Source organism: Serratia quinivorans, assembly GCF_946227985.1.
Taxonomy (GTDB): domain Bacteria; phylum Pseudomonadota; class Gammaproteobacteria; order Enterobacterales; family Enterobacteriaceae; genus Serratia; species Serratia quinivorans_A.
Window position 1 is genome coordinate 966,127 of sequence record NZ_CAMKGL010000001.1, and the last position, 16,146, is coordinate 982,272.

17 protein-coding genes are annotated in these 16,146 nt (G+C 55.2%); 14 read left to right on the top strand and 3 right to left on the bottom strand.

Annotation, left to right across the window (positions count from 1 at the left end; genetic code table 11):
* The first annotated feature begins 78 nt into the window (after window positions 1-78).
* From folE2 to zigA, 3 genes are read left to right on the top strand one after another with little or no spacing between them, the layout of a single operon-like run.
* Complete coding sequence (folE2, locus tag OCH02_RS04555) at window positions 79-1,008, top strand: GTP cyclohydrolase FolE2 (protein WP_261430076.1); 930 nt, start codon at window positions 79-81, stop codon at window positions 1,006-1,008.
* Entirely contained in the window at window positions 998-1,558 is a 561-nt protein-coding gene (locus OCH02_RS04560; RefSeq protein ID WP_261430077.1) for a carbonate dehydratase, read from the top strand. The genes folE2 and OCH02_RS04560 overlap by 11 nt, the downstream gene beginning before the upstream one ends.
* 12 nt (window positions 1,559-1,570) lie before the next feature.
* Window positions 1,571-2,758 (top strand): zinc metallochaperone GTPase ZigA, encoded by a 1,188-nt coding sequence (zigA, locus tag OCH02_RS04565; RefSeq protein WP_261430078.1) that lies wholly within the window; start codon window positions 1,571-1,573, stop codon window positions 2,756-2,758.
* Window positions 2,759-2,951: 193 nt separating this feature from the next.
* On the opposite strand, the gene pspF is transcribed toward zigA, so the two are convergent.
* A complete protein-coding gene (gene pspF / locus OCH02_RS04570; protein ID WP_261430079.1) occupies window positions 2,952-3,959 on the bottom strand; it encodes a phage shock protein operon transcriptional activator in 1,008 nt (335 codons plus the stop codon).
* Window positions 3,960-4,143: 184 nt separating this feature from the next.
* On the opposite strand from pspF, the gene pspA reads away from it, so the two are divergent.
* The 7 genes from pspA to tyrR all read left to right on the top strand — a co-directional run bounded on the left by pspA (window position 4,144) and on the right by tyrR (window position 10,153).
* Entirely contained in the window at window positions 4,144-4,809 is a 666-nt protein-coding gene (gene pspA, locus OCH02_RS04575) for a phage shock protein PspA (RefSeq protein ID WP_115184563.1), read from the top strand.
* A 57-nt stretch (window positions 4,810-4,866) separates the two neighbouring features.
* On the top strand, window positions 4,867-5,094 hold the full coding sequence (gene pspB, locus OCH02_RS04580; RefSeq protein WP_006319541.1) for an envelope stress response membrane protein PspB: 228 nt from the start codon (window positions 4,867-4,869) through the stop codon (window positions 5,092-5,094).
* A complete protein-coding gene (pspC, locus tag OCH02_RS04585; protein ID WP_012145350.1) occupies window positions 5,094-5,453 on the top strand; it encodes an envelope stress response membrane protein PspC in 360 nt (119 codons plus the stop codon). The genes pspB and pspC overlap by 1 nt, the downstream gene beginning before the upstream one ends.
* Before the next feature lie 96 nt (window positions 5,454-5,549).
* Complete coding sequence (gene pspD / locus OCH02_RS04590) at window positions 5,550-5,816, top strand: phage shock protein PspD (protein WP_017892999.1); 267 nt, start codon at window positions 5,550-5,552, stop codon at window positions 5,814-5,816.
* Complete coding sequence (locus OCH02_RS04595; protein WP_261430080.1) at window positions 5,797-7,194, top strand: YcjX family protein; 1,398 nt, start codon at window positions 5,797-5,799, stop codon at window positions 7,192-7,194. Before pspD ends, OCH02_RS04595 begins: the two co-directional genes overlap by 20 nt.
* Window positions 7,191-8,252 (top strand): YcjF family protein, encoded by a 1,062-nt coding sequence (locus OCH02_RS04600; RefSeq protein WP_261430082.1) that lies wholly within the window; start codon window positions 7,191-7,193, stop codon window positions 8,250-8,252. Before OCH02_RS04595 ends, OCH02_RS04600 begins: the two co-directional genes overlap by 4 nt.
* Before the next feature lie 329 nt (window positions 8,253-8,581).
* A complete protein-coding gene (gene tyrR, locus OCH02_RS04605) occupies window positions 8,582-10,153 on the top strand; it encodes a transcriptional regulator TyrR (protein WP_261430084.1) in 1,572 nt (523 codons plus the stop codon).
* Window positions 10,154-10,217: 64 nt separating this feature from the next.
* Here the strand turns inward: tyrR and tpx are convergent, their stop codons facing one another.
* A complete protein-coding gene (gene tpx, locus OCH02_RS04610) occupies window positions 10,218-10,721 on the bottom strand; it encodes a thiol peroxidase (protein WP_261430086.1) in 504 nt (167 codons plus the stop codon).
* A gap of 221 nt (window positions 10,722-10,942) precedes the next feature.
* On the opposite strand from tpx, the gene ycjG reads away from it, so the two are divergent.
* Window positions 10,943-11,914, top strand: coding sequence for an L-Ala-D/L-Glu epimerase (gene ycjG, locus OCH02_RS04615; protein WP_261430087.1), 972 nt, complete (start codon window positions 10,943-10,945; stop codon window positions 11,912-11,914).
* 5 nt (window positions 11,915-11,919) lie between these two features.
* On the opposite strand, the gene mpaA is transcribed toward ycjG, so the two are convergent.
* Complete coding sequence (gene mpaA, locus OCH02_RS04620; RefSeq protein ID WP_261093733.1) at window positions 11,920-12,627, bottom strand: murein tripeptide amidase MpaA; 708 nt, start codon at window positions 12,625-12,627, stop codon at window positions 11,920-11,922.
* A gap of 210 nt (window positions 12,628-12,837) precedes the next feature.
* Between mpaA and OCH02_RS04625 the strand changes: the two genes are divergently transcribed.
* From OCH02_RS04625 to OCH02_RS04635, 3 genes are all read left to right on the top strand, one after another.
* Complete coding sequence (locus tag OCH02_RS04625; RefSeq protein WP_261430088.1) at window positions 12,838-13,788, top strand: NADP-dependent oxidoreductase; 951 nt, start codon at window positions 12,838-12,840, stop codon at window positions 13,786-13,788.
* 73 nt (window positions 13,789-13,861) lie between these two features.
* Window positions 13,862-14,212, top strand: coding sequence for a hypothetical protein (locus OCH02_RS04630; protein WP_261430089.1), 351 nt, complete (start codon window positions 13,862-13,864; stop codon window positions 14,210-14,212).
* Between the two features lie 160 nt (window positions 14,213-14,372).
* Window positions 14,373-16,007, top strand: a complete 1,635-nt coding sequence (locus OCH02_RS04635) for an ABC transporter substrate-binding protein (RefSeq protein ID WP_261430090.1) — start codon at window positions 14,373-14,375, stop codon at window positions 16,005-16,007.
* Window positions 16,008-16,146: the final 139 nt, after the last annotated feature.

The window sequence follows — 16,146 nt, forward strand, 5'->3', positions numbered from 1 at the left end:
GCCTAAATTGATATGTTATAACATAACAAAATAATGTTACCTTTCTCTGGCAATGTATCAATAATCGCAAGGGGATGTATGAGCAAGGTTGAACTTCCACCAACCCAGCCGTTGCCGGATGCACAGGCCTGGCAGGGGGCAATGAGTGATGTCGGACTCGATTGGGTAGGGATGCAAGGGATCGCACTGCCGCTGGAGTTGGCGGGCAAACCGCTGATGGCAAAAGTGAATGCCGGGATCAATCTGCGTGCCAGTCACCATGGCGTGCGTGGAATACATATGTCGCGCCTGTACCTAACGCTGGATGAACTGACTCAGGGCGAACTGACGCCGCAACGTATTGCTGACTCGCTGCGGGCTTTTCTGGCGTCGCAGCCGGAACACAGTGACAGTGCCAGCCTGAGTATCAGCGGCGAGCTGCTGTTGTCGCGCCCGGCGCTGCTGTCGGCACATCGCGGCTGGAAAGCTTATCCACTGAAAATTGACGCCAGGCTCACCACCGGGTTAACCCTGTCGCTGACGGTGGGCGTGCCCTATTCCTCGACCTGTCCGAGTTCGGCAGCGCTAAGCCGCCAGCTGGCGCAGCAGCAGTTTCAATTTGATTTCGAACAGTCGCCGGACAACGTCAATCAACAGCAGGTTATTGACTGGCTGGGTGAACAGGGCATGCCTGGCACGCCGCATAGCCAGCGCAGTTGGGCCTGGGTGACGGTCACGCTCAATGCGGGCGAAGCCGAATTGCCGGTGGTCAATTTAATCGATCGCATCGAGCATGCGCTGGGCACACCGCTGCAGACGTTGGTGAAACGTCAGGACGAGCAGGCATTTGCCCTGGCAAATGGCCAGAACCTGATGTTCTGTGAGGATGCTGCACGCCGCTTGTATCGGATGCTGCGCAGTCAGTGCCACCACCGCGCTTTTTCATTGCGTGTGGAGCATCAGGAAAGCCTGCATGCCCACAATGCGGTGGCGGAATTAAGCTGGCAGGAGGCTGAAAATGCTGCGTAAGAACCCCAGTGGTCATCTGCCACAGGTTTCACCGAAAGCCTACATCGATCCTACCGCCATTATTTGCGGCCGGGTGATTATCGAAGATTTTGTCTACGTCGGCCCCTATGCCGTGATCCGCGCGGACGAACTGAATGCGACCGGGGACATGGAGCCGATCATTATCGGTTCCCATTCCAATATTCAGGACGGCGTGGTGATCCACTCGAAAAGCGGCGCAGCGGTCACCATCGGCCGCTTCAGCTCCATTGCCCATCGAGCCATTGTCCACGGCCCGTGCCGCATTGAAGATCGGGTGTTTATCGGTTTTAACAGCGTGCTGTTCAACTGTCATATCGGTTCCGGCTGTGTGGTGCGCTACAACGCGGTGGTGGACGGCGTGACGTTGCCGGAAAACCTGTATATCCCGTCAACCGAGCGCGTCGGTGCCGACAGCGATCTGTCGCTTTACCCGCAGGTCGATCGCGGCGCACTGCAATTTTCTGAAGAAGTGGCCGCCACCAACGTTGAACTGGTGCGTGGTTACCAGGCATTACGCAATGAGTTTTGAGTGAGGAACCCCATGAATCCATTACCCGTAACCGTGCTTTCCGGCTTTCTCGGCGCCGGTAAAACCACGGTGCTGAACCATATTCTGAATAATCGCCAGGGCATGCGCGTGGCGGTGATCGTCAACGACATGAGTGAAGTGAACATCGACGCCGCGCTGGTCGAGAACGAAGTCCAGCTCGACCGCCAGCAGGAAAAGCTGGTGGAGATGAGCAATGGCTGCATTTGCTGCACGCTGCGTGAAGACCTGCTGATTTCGGTGCGCGAGTTGGCGCAGGCCGGCCGGTTTGATTATCTGCTGATCGAGTCCAGCGGTATCTCCGAACCCTTACCGGTGGCAGAAACCTTCACCTTTGAGGACGAGCAGGGCGAAAGCCTGTCGCACTTCGCCCGTCTGGATACCCTGGTCACCGTGGTGGATGGGGTCAACTTTATCCAGCAATACCAGCAGGCGCAGTCGCTGCAGGAGGCGGGGCAAAGCCTGGGCGAGGATGATTTGCGTAGCGTGGCCGATCTGCTGATCGAACAGATTGAGTTCTGTGACGTGTTGTTAGTGAGTAAAACCGACTTGCTGACCCCGGAACAACAGGGCGAAGTGATGGCGCTGCTCGCCAGCCTGAACCCGGATGCCAAAATCATCGCTATCTCTCCCGGCAAACTGCCGCTGGAGGCGGTCTTAAACACCGGCAGCTTCAGCTTTGACAAAGCGCAGCAGGCTCCGGGCTGGCTTAAGGAGCTGCGCGGTGAACACCTGCCAGAAACGGAGAACTATGGTATCAGCAGCTTTGTTTATCGGGCGCGTCGACCTTTTGCACCGGATAAGTTCTATCGGGTGATCAACGGCGACTGGGGCGGTGGCAAACTGTTGCGTTCCAAAGGGTTTTACTGGTTGGCGACGCGTCCGCGTCAGGCCGGACAGTGGAGCCAGGCCGGTGGCATCGCCCATTATGGGTTGGCGGGGACTTTCTGGCGCGCTATCGCACAAGAAAACTGGCCGCAGGATGAAGCGACCCAGGCACAGATTATGGATAAGTGGGTGGAGCCTTTTGGCGATATGCGTCAGGAACTGGTGTTTATCGGGCAGAACCTGAAGCAGGCCGAAATAACCCGTTTGCTGGATGCCTGCCTGCTGAACGACGAGGAAATGGCGGCGGGTGTCGACTACTGGCATGCGATGGCCGATCCCTTCCCTGAGTGGTAATTGCACAATGACAGTGTGGTAATGAGAAAAATTCTCAACAAAGTGCTTTACAGGTGATACTGATAACTATTATCATCGCCTAGCAGTTCACGGAAGGCCACAGCTTGTGGCTCTGCTGTGAAAGGCACGACATTGCTCACATTGCTTCCAGTGTTTTTTAAGCCAGCTCGGGTGCTGGCTTTTTTTTTGCCTGTTATTCTTCCTCTGCCTCGCCATTTTGCAACAGCGCGTGCTTTTTCAGCATGCCGCGCAACTGGTGATAGGTCAGCCCCAGCAGCTCCGCCGCCTTACGCTGATTAAATCTTCCCTGTTGCAGTGCGGCTTCGATAAGCGATTTTTCCTGCACCAACTGCCAGGCTTTCAAATCCAGCGGCAGCGCTGGTCGCTCAGCAGGCGTTTCGCGTTCCATGGGCAATGGCATGGTTTCCCGTTGGGCGAAGGGGTTGATGACTATCTGATCCAACGCGCTGTCACTGGTACCGTGCCGATACACCGAACGTTCCACTACGTTTTTCAGTTCACGCACGTTGCCCGGCCAGTGATAGCCGAGCAGGGTGTCCCTGGCCCGTTCAGTAAAGCCGGGGAACAACGGCAACGACAGCTCACGACACATCTGAATCGCAAAGTGCTCGGCCAGCAACATGATGTCTTGCTGCCGCTGGCGCAGCGGCGGTAACTGCACTACGTCGAATGCCAGCCGATCCAGCAGGTCGGCGCGGAATTTGCCCGCCGCCGCCAGTGCAGGCAGATCGTCGTTGGTGGCACACACCAACCGCACATCAACCTGTAACGGCTGGCTGCCGCCGACGCGCTCCAGGTGGCCGTATTCAATTACCCGCAGCAGTTTTTCCTGCACCAGCATCGGGGCAGTGGCCAGCTCGTCGAGAAACAGCGTGCCTCCGTCGGCACGTTCAAAGCGGCCCAGATGGCGTTTTTGTGCGCCGGTAAAGGCACCGGCCTCGTGACCAAACAGCTCGGAATCCAGCAGGTTTTCATTCAGAGCCGCACAGTTAAGTGAGATAAATGGCCCCTGCCAACGGTTGGACAGGTAATGCAAGCGGTGGGCAATCAGCTCTTTACCGGTGCCGCGCTCACCGATCACTAACACCGGTTTATTCAACTTTGCCAGTTGCGAGACTTGCTCCAATACTTCGACAAAGGCATTCGCTTCGCCCAACAGGTTTTCTAGCTGTTCGCTCATGATGAAATTCGCCAATGTTTGGTGAAAATAATCACTCTACAGTATGCTCACAGAGAGTCAAAAATATATAATCGTTATTATTCAATGAAATAAAAGTTGGCACGGGTTTTGATTAGGTATTAGGGAAATCTGTATGACCCAACGCGGCGCTTCAGACGCCATCAGAACCAAGAGGAAGTGAATTATGGGTATTTTTTCTCGTTTTGCCGACATCGTGAACGCCAACATCAATACGCTGCTGGATAAGGCGGAAGATCCGCAAAAGCTGGTGCGTTTGATGATCCAGGAAATGGAAGACACGCTGGTTGAAGTCCGCTCCACCTCAGCGCGTGCGCTGGCGGAGAAAAAACAGTTACTGCGTCGTATTGAGCAGGGTGAAAACCAGCTTAGCGATTGGCAGGACAAAGCCGAACTGGCACTGCGTAAAGAGAAAGAAGATCTGGCCCGTGCGGCATTGATCGAAAAACAAAAAGTGGCCGACCTGATCACTACGCTGACCCATGAAGTGTCCACCGTGGAAGAAACGCTGGCGCGTATGAAAAGCGAAATCGGCGAGCTGGAAAACAAGCTGACCGAAACCCGCGCTCGCCAGCAGGCGTTGACCTTGCGTCATCAGGCGGCATCTTCTTCCCGCGACGTGCGCCGTCAGCTCGACAGCGGCAAACTGGACGAGGCGATGGCACGCTTCGAACAGTTCGAACGCCGTATCGACCATATGGAAGCCGAGGCGGAAAGCGTCATCATCGGTAAAAAGAAGTCTCTGGATCAAGAGTTTGCCGAGCTGAAAGCCGACGACGCCATCAGTGAGCAACTGGCAGCGCTGAAAGCCAAAATGAACCGTTCTGAGTAAGGCGACAGCGGCCACGGTGTGTGGCCGCCCACCAAGACGCATTAAGAAGGAAAAGAAATGAGTGCTCTATTACTTGCCATTCCGTTGACAATCTTTGTGTTGTTTGTCGCACCGATTTGGCTTTGGCTGCATTACAGCAATCGGCAACAAAACGGCATTCAACTGAGCCATCAGGAGATGCAGCGTCTGGCGCAGTTGGCTGACGATGCCAAGCGCATGCGCGAACGCATTCAGGCGCTGGAAGAGATCCTTGATGCAGAACACCCGAACTGGAGACAGTCTTGATGAACAACACTCTGGGCAGTAAAAAGCTTTATCGCGTTCCTGAAGAAGGCATGCTGAAGGGCGTCTGCGCCGGTCTGGCCCATTATTTTGACGTGCCGGTACGCCTGATCCGAGTGATCGTGGTGTTGTCGATGTTCTTCGGACTGTTCTTCTTCACCCTGATCGCTTATTTCGCGCTGGTATTCGTGCTGGACGAAGCACCGGCCAGCCGTTTTGAGGGTGAGCAGCAAAAAACACCGCGCCAGTTGCTCGACCAATTAGAGTACGAACTGGGCAGCGGTGAACAGCAACTGCGACAGGTTGAGCGTTATGTTACGTCGGACACCTTCGGCGTACAGAGTCGCTTTCGCAAGTTATAACCCCGCCTTTGCGCGCAATGGCCTGCGCATGGCGCAGGTCAGGCACCTCACCTGACATCATCCTTTTGAACCAAACCGTGCCGGAGGGCATTGCTAATGAAAAAAACCTATGCCGTAAATGCCGTTAAATCCGGTGGATTTAAACAAGGAGCAGGTGCAATGTTGAAGACATTGTCTAAAGTCATCATCATAGCGTTACTCAATTACGGCCCGGCAGGGGCGGCCGGCTGGCTGCTGCGCACCGTAGGTCGCAAACCGATTCGCTTTGTGCTGGCGCTGGTGCTGGAGCCGCTGTTCCGCAAAGGGCTGAACAAGGTATTTGGGCGTTATGCCAAGGAGAACAATGAAACGACTGCAAAATGAGTTAACGTCGCTGGTCAACCGCGGGATGGATCGCCATCTGCGTCTGGCGGTGACCGGCCTGAGCCGCAGCGGCAAAACCGCCTTTATCACCGCTTTCGTCAATCAATTGCTGCATGTTCACAGCGGTGCCCGCATGCCGCTATTCTCGCCGGTGCGTGAAGAGCGTCTGCTGGGCGTGAAGCGTATTCCGCAGCGCGATCTCGGCATTCAGCGTTTTACCTATGATGAAGGGCTGGCGCAGCTTTATGGCACTCCGCCGAGCTGGCCGACCCCGACACGTGGCGTCAGTGAAATTCGCCTGGCGTTGCGTTATCGTTCCAACGATTCACTGCTGCGTCATTTCAAAGACACTTCAACGCTGTATCTGGAGATTGTCGATTACCCCGGCGAATGGTTGTTGGACTTGCCGATGCTGGAACAGGACTATCTGGCCTGGTCGCGGCAAATGGCCGGTTTGCTGCAGGGCGATCGCGCCGAGTGGGCCAGGCCCTGGCTGGAACTGTGCAAAAGCTGCGATCCGCTGGCACCTGCCGATGAAAACAAGCTGGCGGCCATCGCCCAGGCTTATACCGATTACCTGCTGCGCTGCAAAAGTGAAGGGCTGCATTTTATTCAGCCGGGCCGCTTTGTGTTGCCGGGAGATCTGGCCGGTGCGCCGGCATTGCAATTCTTCCCATGGCCAAACGTCGACAGCCTTGGCGAGTCGAAGCTGGCGCAGGCGGATAAACACAGCAACATCGGCATGCTGCGTGCGCGATTCAACTATTACTGTCAGACCATCGTCAAAAACTTTTATAAAGAACACTTTGTCCGTTTCGATCGCCAGATTGTGCTGGTGGATTGCCTGCAGCCGCTTAACAGTGGCCCGCAGGCGTTCAACGATATGCGGTTGGCGCTGACCCAGTTGATGCAGAGTTTCCACTATGGGAAGCGCACGCTGATGCGCCGCTTATTTTCACCAACCATCGATAAACTGATGTTTGCCGCCACCAAGGCCGATCACATCACCGCCGATCAGCATGCTAATTTAGTGTCGTTGCTGCAGCAACTGGTGCAGGAAGCCTGGCAAAACGCGGCGTTTGAGGGCATCAGTATGGACTGCGTCGGGCTGGCCTCGGTACAGGCGACCGAGAGCGGTATCGTCGACCATCAGGGGCAGCGCATCCCGGCGTTGAAAGGCAATCGTTTGAACGATGGCGCACCGCTAACGGTGTTCCCCGGCGAAGTGCCGGCACGTTTGCCGGGGCCGGCGTTCTGGCAAAATCAGGGCTTCCATTTTGATGAGTTCCGTCCACGCGCGATGAGTGTGGATAGTCCATTACCGCATATCCGTCTGGACGCGGTGATGGAGTTTTTACTGGGAGATAAATTGCGATGAGCGAGCCGATAAAACCGCGTATCGATTTCGAACAACCGTTGGAGCCGCCGCAGGAGCCGGTGTTGCGTGCCAACGTTGCTTTCGACGAACAGCAGGCGGAACACTTTTTTCCGGCGGCGCCGGAGCTGCAGCAGGAAGAGGAAGAGGGGCGTGCCGAAGGTATTATTAACGCAGCCTTGAAACCCAAACGCAGCCTGTGGCGCAAAATGGTTACTGCCGGGCTGACGCTGTTCGGCGTCAGCGTAGTGGCGCAGGGCGTGCAGTGGGTGCATACCGCCTGGGTACAGCAGGATTGGATAGCCATGGGCGGTGGCGTGGCAGGTGGGTTGATTGTCTTCGCCGGGGTAGGTTCGGTAGTGACCGAATGGCGTCGACTCTACCGTTTGCGCCAGCGTGCAGAAGAACGCGATGTGGCACGTGAGCTGTTGCACAGCCATGGATTGGGCAAAGGGCGTGAATTCTGCGAAAAACTGGCGCGTCAGGCTGGCCTGGATCAGGGGCATCCGGCGTTGCAACGCTGGCAGGCTTCGCTGCATGAAACTCAGAACGATCGTGAAGTGGTAGCGCTGTACGCCAAACTGGTGCAGCCGGTGCTGGATAATCAGGCGCGGCGTGAAATCAGCCGTTCGGCGGCGGAATCCACCCTAATGATCGCCGTCAGCCCGTTGGCGGTGGTGGATATGGCGTTTATCGCCTGGCGTAATATTCGGCTGATCAACCGTATCGCCGCGCTGTATGGTATCGAACTGGGTTATTTCAGTCGTCTGCGCTTGTTCCGTCTGGTGCTGTTGAATATCGCCTTTGCCGGAGCGTCTGAACTGGTACGCGAAGTGGGGATGGACTGGATGTCGCAAGACCTGGCCGCCCGATTGTCCGCCCGAGCGGCGCAGGGCATAGGTGCCGGTTTGCTTACTGCCAGACTCGGTATCAAGGCGATGGAGCTGTGCCGTCCGCTGCCCTGGCTGGAAGGGGAAAAACCGAAGCTGGGTGATTTCCGCAGCCAACTGATTGGCCAGTTGAAAGACACCATGAAAAAGAGTGACAGCAAGGCCAAATAATCTGCCCGCGGCGTCTATTCAGGCGCCGTGGTTATTTTTACCGCAATGATCCCCCCGCCAACACCAATACGTAACCCGCACTTGACGAAAGACGATCCCCCTGTAAATACATTATATTTATCTGCAAATTTACTGACGGTTGTGATAACTCTCTACTTATAAGCTAAAATGACGCCGATGGTGTTATTCACTTGCGTTTAAAATCATCAACAACAGCGATAAATCAGAGTTCTGTCAACTTTTGCTGACAGATTGCTTCTACCGCTCGGGGTGAGAGAGTATCATCATCTTCAGTCATCCCCGCACCTGCAGAGATAAGGCCAATACTGATGCGTTTGGAAGTTTTTTGCGAAGACCGGATCGGTCTGACTCGAGAGTTACTCGATCTTTTGGTATTGCGCAGCATAGATTTACGTGGCATCGAAATCGATCCCATCGGCCGCATTTACCTCAATTTTTCCCAACTGGATTTTGACACCTTCCGCGCGCTGATGGTAGAGATCCGCCGCATTGCCGGCGTGACCGATGTGCGCACCGTGAATTTCATGCCTTCTGAACGCGAACACCGCGCACTGCGCGCGCTGTTGGAGTCGATGCCTGAGCCGGTGTTCTCGATCGATATGAAGGGCAAAGTTGAACTGGCCAACCCGGCAGCGCAGGCGCTGTTCGGGCTTAGCGAAGACAAAATCCGCAACCAGACGGCCACCGCATTGATTGGCGGTTATAACTTCAACCGTTGGTTGGAGAGCGAACAGACGGCGCCACAATCTGAGCGGGTGGTGATCCGCAGTCAGGACTTCCTGATGGATATCACGCCAATTTACCTGGAAGACGAAAACCAGCAGAATGCTGCCGTAGGCGCGGTCGTGATGCTGAAGTCCACGGCCCGTATGGGGCGTCAGCTACAAAATCTGTCGGTGAACGACGATACCGAGTTTGACCATATCGTTGCCGCCAGTCCGAAAATGCGCCATGTGCTGGAGCAGGCGCGCAAATTGGCGATGCTGGATGCGCCACTGTTGATTGTGGGCGACACCGGCACCGGTAAAGATATTCTGGCCCGGGCCTGCCATTTGCGCAGCCCGCGTGGCAAACAGCCGTTCCTGGCGCTGAACTGCGCCGCATTGCCTGATGATGTCGCGGAAAGTGAGCTGTTCGGCCATGCGCCGGGAGCTTACCCGAATGCGCTGGAAGGCAAGAAGGGCTTCTTCGAACAGGCGCACGGTGGTTCGGTGCTGCTGGATGAAATCGGTGAGATGTCGCCGCGCATGCAGACCAAACTGCTGCGTTTCATTAACGATGGCACTTTCCGCCGCGTAGGTGAAGAACACGAAGTCCATGTGGATGTGCGGGTGATTTGCGCGACGCAGAAAAACCTGACCGAACTGGTACAGCGTGGTGAGTTCCGCGAGGATCTCTATTATCGACTTAACGTGTTGACCATCACTATTCCACCACTGCGTGAGCGTCCGCAGGACATCATGCCGCTGACCGAACTGTTTGTGGCGCGTTTTGCCGATGAGCAGGGCGTAGCACGGCCGAAGCTGGCCAATGATCTGGGCAGTTTCCTCAGCAAATATGGTTGGCCTGGCAACGTGCGACAGTTAAAAAACGCCATTTACCGGGCGTTGACGCAAACCGAAGGTTTCGAACTTCGTCCGCAGGACATCGTACTGCCGGAGTTTGAGGTGGAAATGTCGCTGGGCGATGAGGTGATGGATGGCTCGCTTGACGATATCAGCAAGCGTTTCGAACGTTCGGTGCTGACCCGTTTGTACCGTACTTACCCGAGTACCAGAAAACTGGCGAAACGCCTGGGGGTTTCTCATACCGCGATCGCCAATAAGTTGCGCGAATATGGGCTCAGTAGCCGTAAGCCTTCCGGGGAAAACGAAGAATAAAAAAACGGGCGCCACAAGCGCCCGTTTCAACGTTTAGAGGCCGGCATTCGTCGGCCTCCTGGCATTACTTCAGCGCAGCCAGCGCCGCATCGTAGTTTGGCTCGGTGGTGATTTCATTTACCAGTTCGCTGTACAGCACGTTGTCCTGACCATCCAATACCACAACCGCGCGTGCGGTCAGGCCTGCCAGTGGACCTTCAGCAATTTCAACGCCGTAAGCCTGTTTGAATTCAGCGCCACGCAGGGTGGACAGGGTGACTACGTTGTTCAGGCCTTCTGCACCGCAGAAACGTGACTGGGCGAACGGCAGGTCGGCCGAGATGCACAGCACTACGGTGTTATCCAGGCCGCTGGCCAACTGGTTGAATGTACGCACCGAAGTCGCGCAAACGCCGGTATCAATACTTGGGAAAATGTTCAAAACTTTGCGTTGACCCGCGAAGCTGCTCAGCGCCACGTCTGACAAGTCTTTGGCAACCAGTGAGAAGGCTTTGGCTTGTTCGCCGGTCTGTGGCAGATGGCCTGCAACGCTAACCGGGTTGCCTTGAAAATGTACTGTCTGAGTCATTAGCTTGATTCCTTTTACAGGTGTTATACAAAGGGCATGAGCCTAATAAAAGGGCCTTTTGGCCGCTTTAACATTAGGTTCACACTCTGGCATCAGTTTATGTCAACAATTGTGGGTTGGATAGATAAAGTTTGCTAAATAGTTGTATATATTAGAGTGTGTCCAAAAAAGCACCCACGCGTTCGCCCGATTTTATGCGCAATTTCCGTTCAGGAGCCATTATGAGAAGCATGCGTTTTTACCCAGAAGCCTGGCCGCTGCATACCGCCTTTGTTATCGCCCGCGGCAGCCGCACCGAAGCCAAAGTCGTGGTGGTCGACATTGAGCAACAGGGCGTGCGGGGTATTGGTGAATGCACACCCTATCCGCGTTATGGTGAAAGTGAGACTTCGGTGATGGAACAGCTGGCCGAAGTGGTTACGGCTGTCGAACGGGGCGTGACGCGCGAGCAACTGCAGCAGCTAATGCCGGCCGGCGCGGCACGTAATGCGGTAGATTCCGCCCTGTGGGATTTGGAGTGTCAACTGAGCGGTCAGAGCCGCTGGCAACGCAGCGCTGTTGCCGAGCCGGAACGCATTCTGATGGCGCAAACCGTCAGCATAGGTTCGCCGGAAGCCATGGCCTTCGCCGCGCGTGAACTTGAGCAGCAAGGGGCCAGCTTGCTGAAAATCAAACTGGATAACCATCTGATCAGCGAACGGCTGGTGGCGATCCGTGCGGCGGTGCCGGATGCCACGTTGATTGTCGATGCCAATGAGTCCTGGCAGGCGGAGGGGCTGGCGGCGCGCTGCCAACTGTTGGCGGATCTGGGCGTGGCGATGCTGGAGCAACCGCTGCCGGCGACGGATGACAGCGCACTGGAAAACTTTATTCACCCGTTGCCAATTTGCGCCGATGAAAGCTGCCACACCCGCGGTGATTTATCCAAGCTGGTCGGTCGTTATCAGATGGTCAATATCAAGCTGGATAAAACGGGCGGCCTGACCGAAGGATTAGCGCTGGCGCAGGAAGCGCGGCAACAAGGGTTTGCTATTATGCTCGGCTGCATGTTGTGCACTTCGCGGGCGATCAATGCCGCATTGCCGCTGGCACCGGGCGCGCGATTCGTCGATTTGGACGGCCCGACCTGGCTGGCAAATGACGTTGAACCGGGACTGGATTTTGAATGTGGGGCGATTAATCTCGCCCCATAGCCGGTTTAGCCCGGATAAGTTAGCAATTCTACCATCGCGTTGAGGTAGTTTTCGCTGGCGGCATCGGCCGAGATCGGTGGGAACTCTGCGGTAATGCAAGGCAGTGACAAATCGGCGCACCAACTGCCGAATGACCCCGGCGTCTCGTAACCGACGCTGGTGACCAGCGGCAGGGCAAACTTATGCGAAAGCCAGACGCCGAGCTGTGAACTGGCCGGGTCTTCAATACAGGCTAATGGCTCGTGGAACGACACCACCCAGTGCGGTTTCAACCGATGGATCAGATGACACAGCCCTTGGGTTTCCGGTTCGGAGCCTGGGCGGCCACCGGTTGAGAGTTTTACATCCCGCGCTTCCGCCGCGCTGTTCCAACGATAAACCGTATCCCCGGATCGCCAATTGGCCGCCGGGAAGTTACGGTTCAAATCCACCCCGTTAGCGTTGGCGCGCAGCCCGAGTTGGCAACCGTCGGGATTGACCGCCAGTACCACATGGTGGCGCAGTTGGTTTGGCGCAATGCTGCGCAGCGCGCAGGATAGGGTGACGATAGCGGCGCTCTCATCGCCGTGGGTACCGGCAATAATCAGCCCGGTTTCCGGACCGCTAACGGCCGCCGGGAAATAGAGTAGTGGTGCCCCCAACAGCGAACTGCCGTAATTCTCTCCTGCAACGGCCAATTGGCCACGTTCACTGCGCGGTCGATGCTGGATCATGATGTAGTCCCTGATTTAAAGGTCGAGAGTGATTATCATTTTATTCAGTGTATTACGCTTTCGCTTAACTTTCCCAGAGCAATTTCTCACCCAGTGACAAAATTGATTGTCATAAATTTCTGAACAGTGATTCCGATTATTGACGGCTGGCGGACGATCTTGGGTTCGCTACACTGACTCCTATTATGAACAGATAAACTGGAGTTCTTCATGAAAGCCATTGCAGTCAAACAACTCGGTGCTGCGCCAGAGCAGGTAGAGATCGCCAAACCTTCGCTACAACCCGGCCAGATCCTGGTCAAAATGGCCGCTGCCGGGCTAAACCCGGTTGACTGGCGGATAGCCGACGGCATGCTGCAGGGGAAATTGCCACACGTTTTCCCTTTGGTGATCGGTATTGACGGCGCAGGCGTGGTGGAGGCGGTCGCCGATGATGTCAGCGGATTCAGCGTCAATGAACGGGTGGCCGGCAAGTTTATGTTCGGCGTTGTCGGTGCCGGTAGCTACGCCCAATATGCGGCGATCGACCAACATGCGGTGTTGGCAAAGGTGCCTGATGAGGTGAGTTTGACCAAGGCGGCGGCCATGCCGATTGCGGCCGGTACCGCGCTGAAACTGGTTGAGAAACTGCAACTGAGCGCGGGTGCGACGCTGCTGGTGGTGGGCGCGACGGGCGGCGTTGGGCGTTTCGTTATCCAATTGGCCAAACGGCAGGGGCTGAAAGTGATCGCCACCGGCGGTGCTGATACAGAGACAGCATTGCGCGAGTTGGGGGCGGAGAAGGTGATTGACCATCACCGGGCACCCGTGCTGCAGCAGGTTCAACAACAGTATCCGCAGGGTATTGACGGAATGATCGACCTGGTCAGCAATGCCGAGGCATTCAGCGCCTTACTGGTGATTCTGCATCAGGGCGGCGTGGCGCTGAGCACCATTTGGTCGGCAGCCCCGGAGCAGATGCAGCAACAAGGCCTGCGTGGCGGCAATATTGAGGCGCAAATCAGTGCGGATGAGCTGGCGCAACTGTTACAGAGCGTAGCGCGCGGTGAGCTGCAGGTGCCGGTGGAACGTCTGGTATCGATTAAACAGGCACCGGAAATGCTGGCGCAGAACAAAGCCGGTGGCTCACGCGGCAAAACCGTGCTGAACATTGATTGGTGAAGCCAATAAAACCACGCCATCTATTTCGCTGTTGTTATACTATCGGCAAAGCTAACCAAACAGGGGATTTAACATGCCAGTAGCCAGAATAGTTGCCAGCTATAGCGAAAATGAGAAGGATACCATCACGCTGCTGTGCGGCGTGGACGAGGAAAACCAGATCCGTCAGGGGGAATGGTTTGGCGTGGTGAAAAACGACGACGGGCGTGGCGATGAGTCCAACTATCCGTTTACCCTGCACGTCGATTACCAGAAAAACAGCTTCTATCTCGACTATGGTTTTGACGATGCCGAGTCGCGCCAGATGCAGAAAACCGATATTCATGCCAAGCCATTGGCAGAGAAAGGCTTCTTCACCATTTTTGATGAAGAAGAGGGTGAAGAATTCAGCTACCGCATCAATAGTATTCACCTTTACGACTAATAAAGCCGACTAACAGAAAATGCCCGTATCGACACCGTCGTGCGGGCATTTTTATTGCCTGGCCCCCAGTTTTTACATCTTGTCCGCCGGGAACTCTAGGTGAGACTAATCTTGTGCTATAAGATAAAAAATTCAGATGGTTAACGGGGGATAAATCAGAATGACGAGAAAAAAAATTCAACAGGGTTTTCGTTTGGCGCTGTGTGCCGTGGCGATTGGCGCAGGGTTGAGCAGCGCCATGGCGGCTCAGGTTCCCCCAGGTACCACGCTGGCGGAGAAACAGGAAATAGTTCGCCATATCAAAGATGAGCCGGCCTCACTCGATCCCATTAAAGCGGTTGGCCTGCCGGAAGCGCAATTGGCGCGCGATCTGTTTGAAGGGCTGGTGAACCAGGATGCCAACGGCAAGGTGATCCCCGGCGTCGCCACCCGCTGGCAAACCACCGATAACCAAACCTATATTTTCACCCTGCGTAAAGATGCGCGCTGGTCTAACGGTGACCCTGTCACGGCGAAAGACTTCGTTTACAGTTGGCAGCGGCTGGTTGAACCAAAGAACTTGTCACCTTTTGCCTGGTTTGCCCAGTTGGCCGGCATCCAAAACGCCGATGAGATCATTACCGGCAAGCTGCCTGCCGATAAGCTGGGCGTCACCGCGCTGGATGATTACACTTTCAAAGTGCAGTTGAACAAACCGGTGCCGTATTTTGTCAGCCTGACGGCCAACTTCAGCCTGTTCCCGGTCAACAAGGCGGTGGTAGAGAAATTTGGCAACGACTGGACCAAGGTCGGCAACCTGGTCGGTAACGGCGCGTTTAAACTGCAGGAACGGGTCGTTAACGAGAAACTGGTACTGACACCAAACGATCACTATTGGGATCATGCGCACACGGTGCTGACCAAAGTGACCTTTGTGCCGATTAATCAGGAATCCAACGCCACCAAGCGTTATCTGGCCGGCGATATCGATATCACCGAGTCCTTCCCGAAAAACATGTACCAAAAGCTGCTGAAAGACATTCCAAAGCAGGTCTATACCCCGGATCAGCTCGGCACCTATTATTATGCTTTTAACACCCAACGCGCGCCGACTAACGATGTGCGGGTGCGCAAGGCATTGTCTTACGCTATCGATCGCAAGATTATCGCCGAAAAAGTGTTGGGGACCGGTGAAAAACCGGCTTACCACTTCACACCGGATGTCACCGCCGGGTTTAAACCGGAAGTGAGCCTGTTGCAACAGCAACCCCAGGCCGAACTGGACGCCCAGGCCAAGGCGTTGATGCAGGCTGCAGGTTATGGTCCGAACAATCCGCTGAAACTGACGCTGTTGTACAACACGTCGGAAAGCCATCAGAAAATTGCGATTGCCGTGGCTTCAATGTGGAAGAAAACGCTCGGTATTGACGTCAAGCTGCAAAATCAGGAATGGAAAACCTATATCGATAGCCGTAACACCGGCAATTTCGACGTGGTGCGTGCTTCCTGGGTCGGCGATTACAATGAAGCCTCGACCTTCCTGTCGCTGTTAAGCTCCACCCACAGCGGTAATATCGCCAAATTCAACAGTGCGGATTACGACAAACTGCTCGCGCAGGCCAGCCGAGAAACCAGTCCGGCAGCCTTGACCACTGATTACAACAAACTTGAGCAGATCATCGCCGAACAGGCACCGATCGCGCCAATTTATCAGTATACCAATGGCCGACTGATCAAACCCTGGGTGAAAGGCTACCCGATCACCAATCCGGAAGACGTGGCTTACAGCCAGACGATGTATATAACCAAACACTGATAATATTTAATCCGGCTCCGTCAATCGGGGTCGGATTATGTTTACTTGTCGAATGATGAAATAATTTTCCTGGAATTTATGTTAACAATGGCAATGACTCCTTTAAAAGCAAACAGGCGATATCTTTATTTGGGTAATT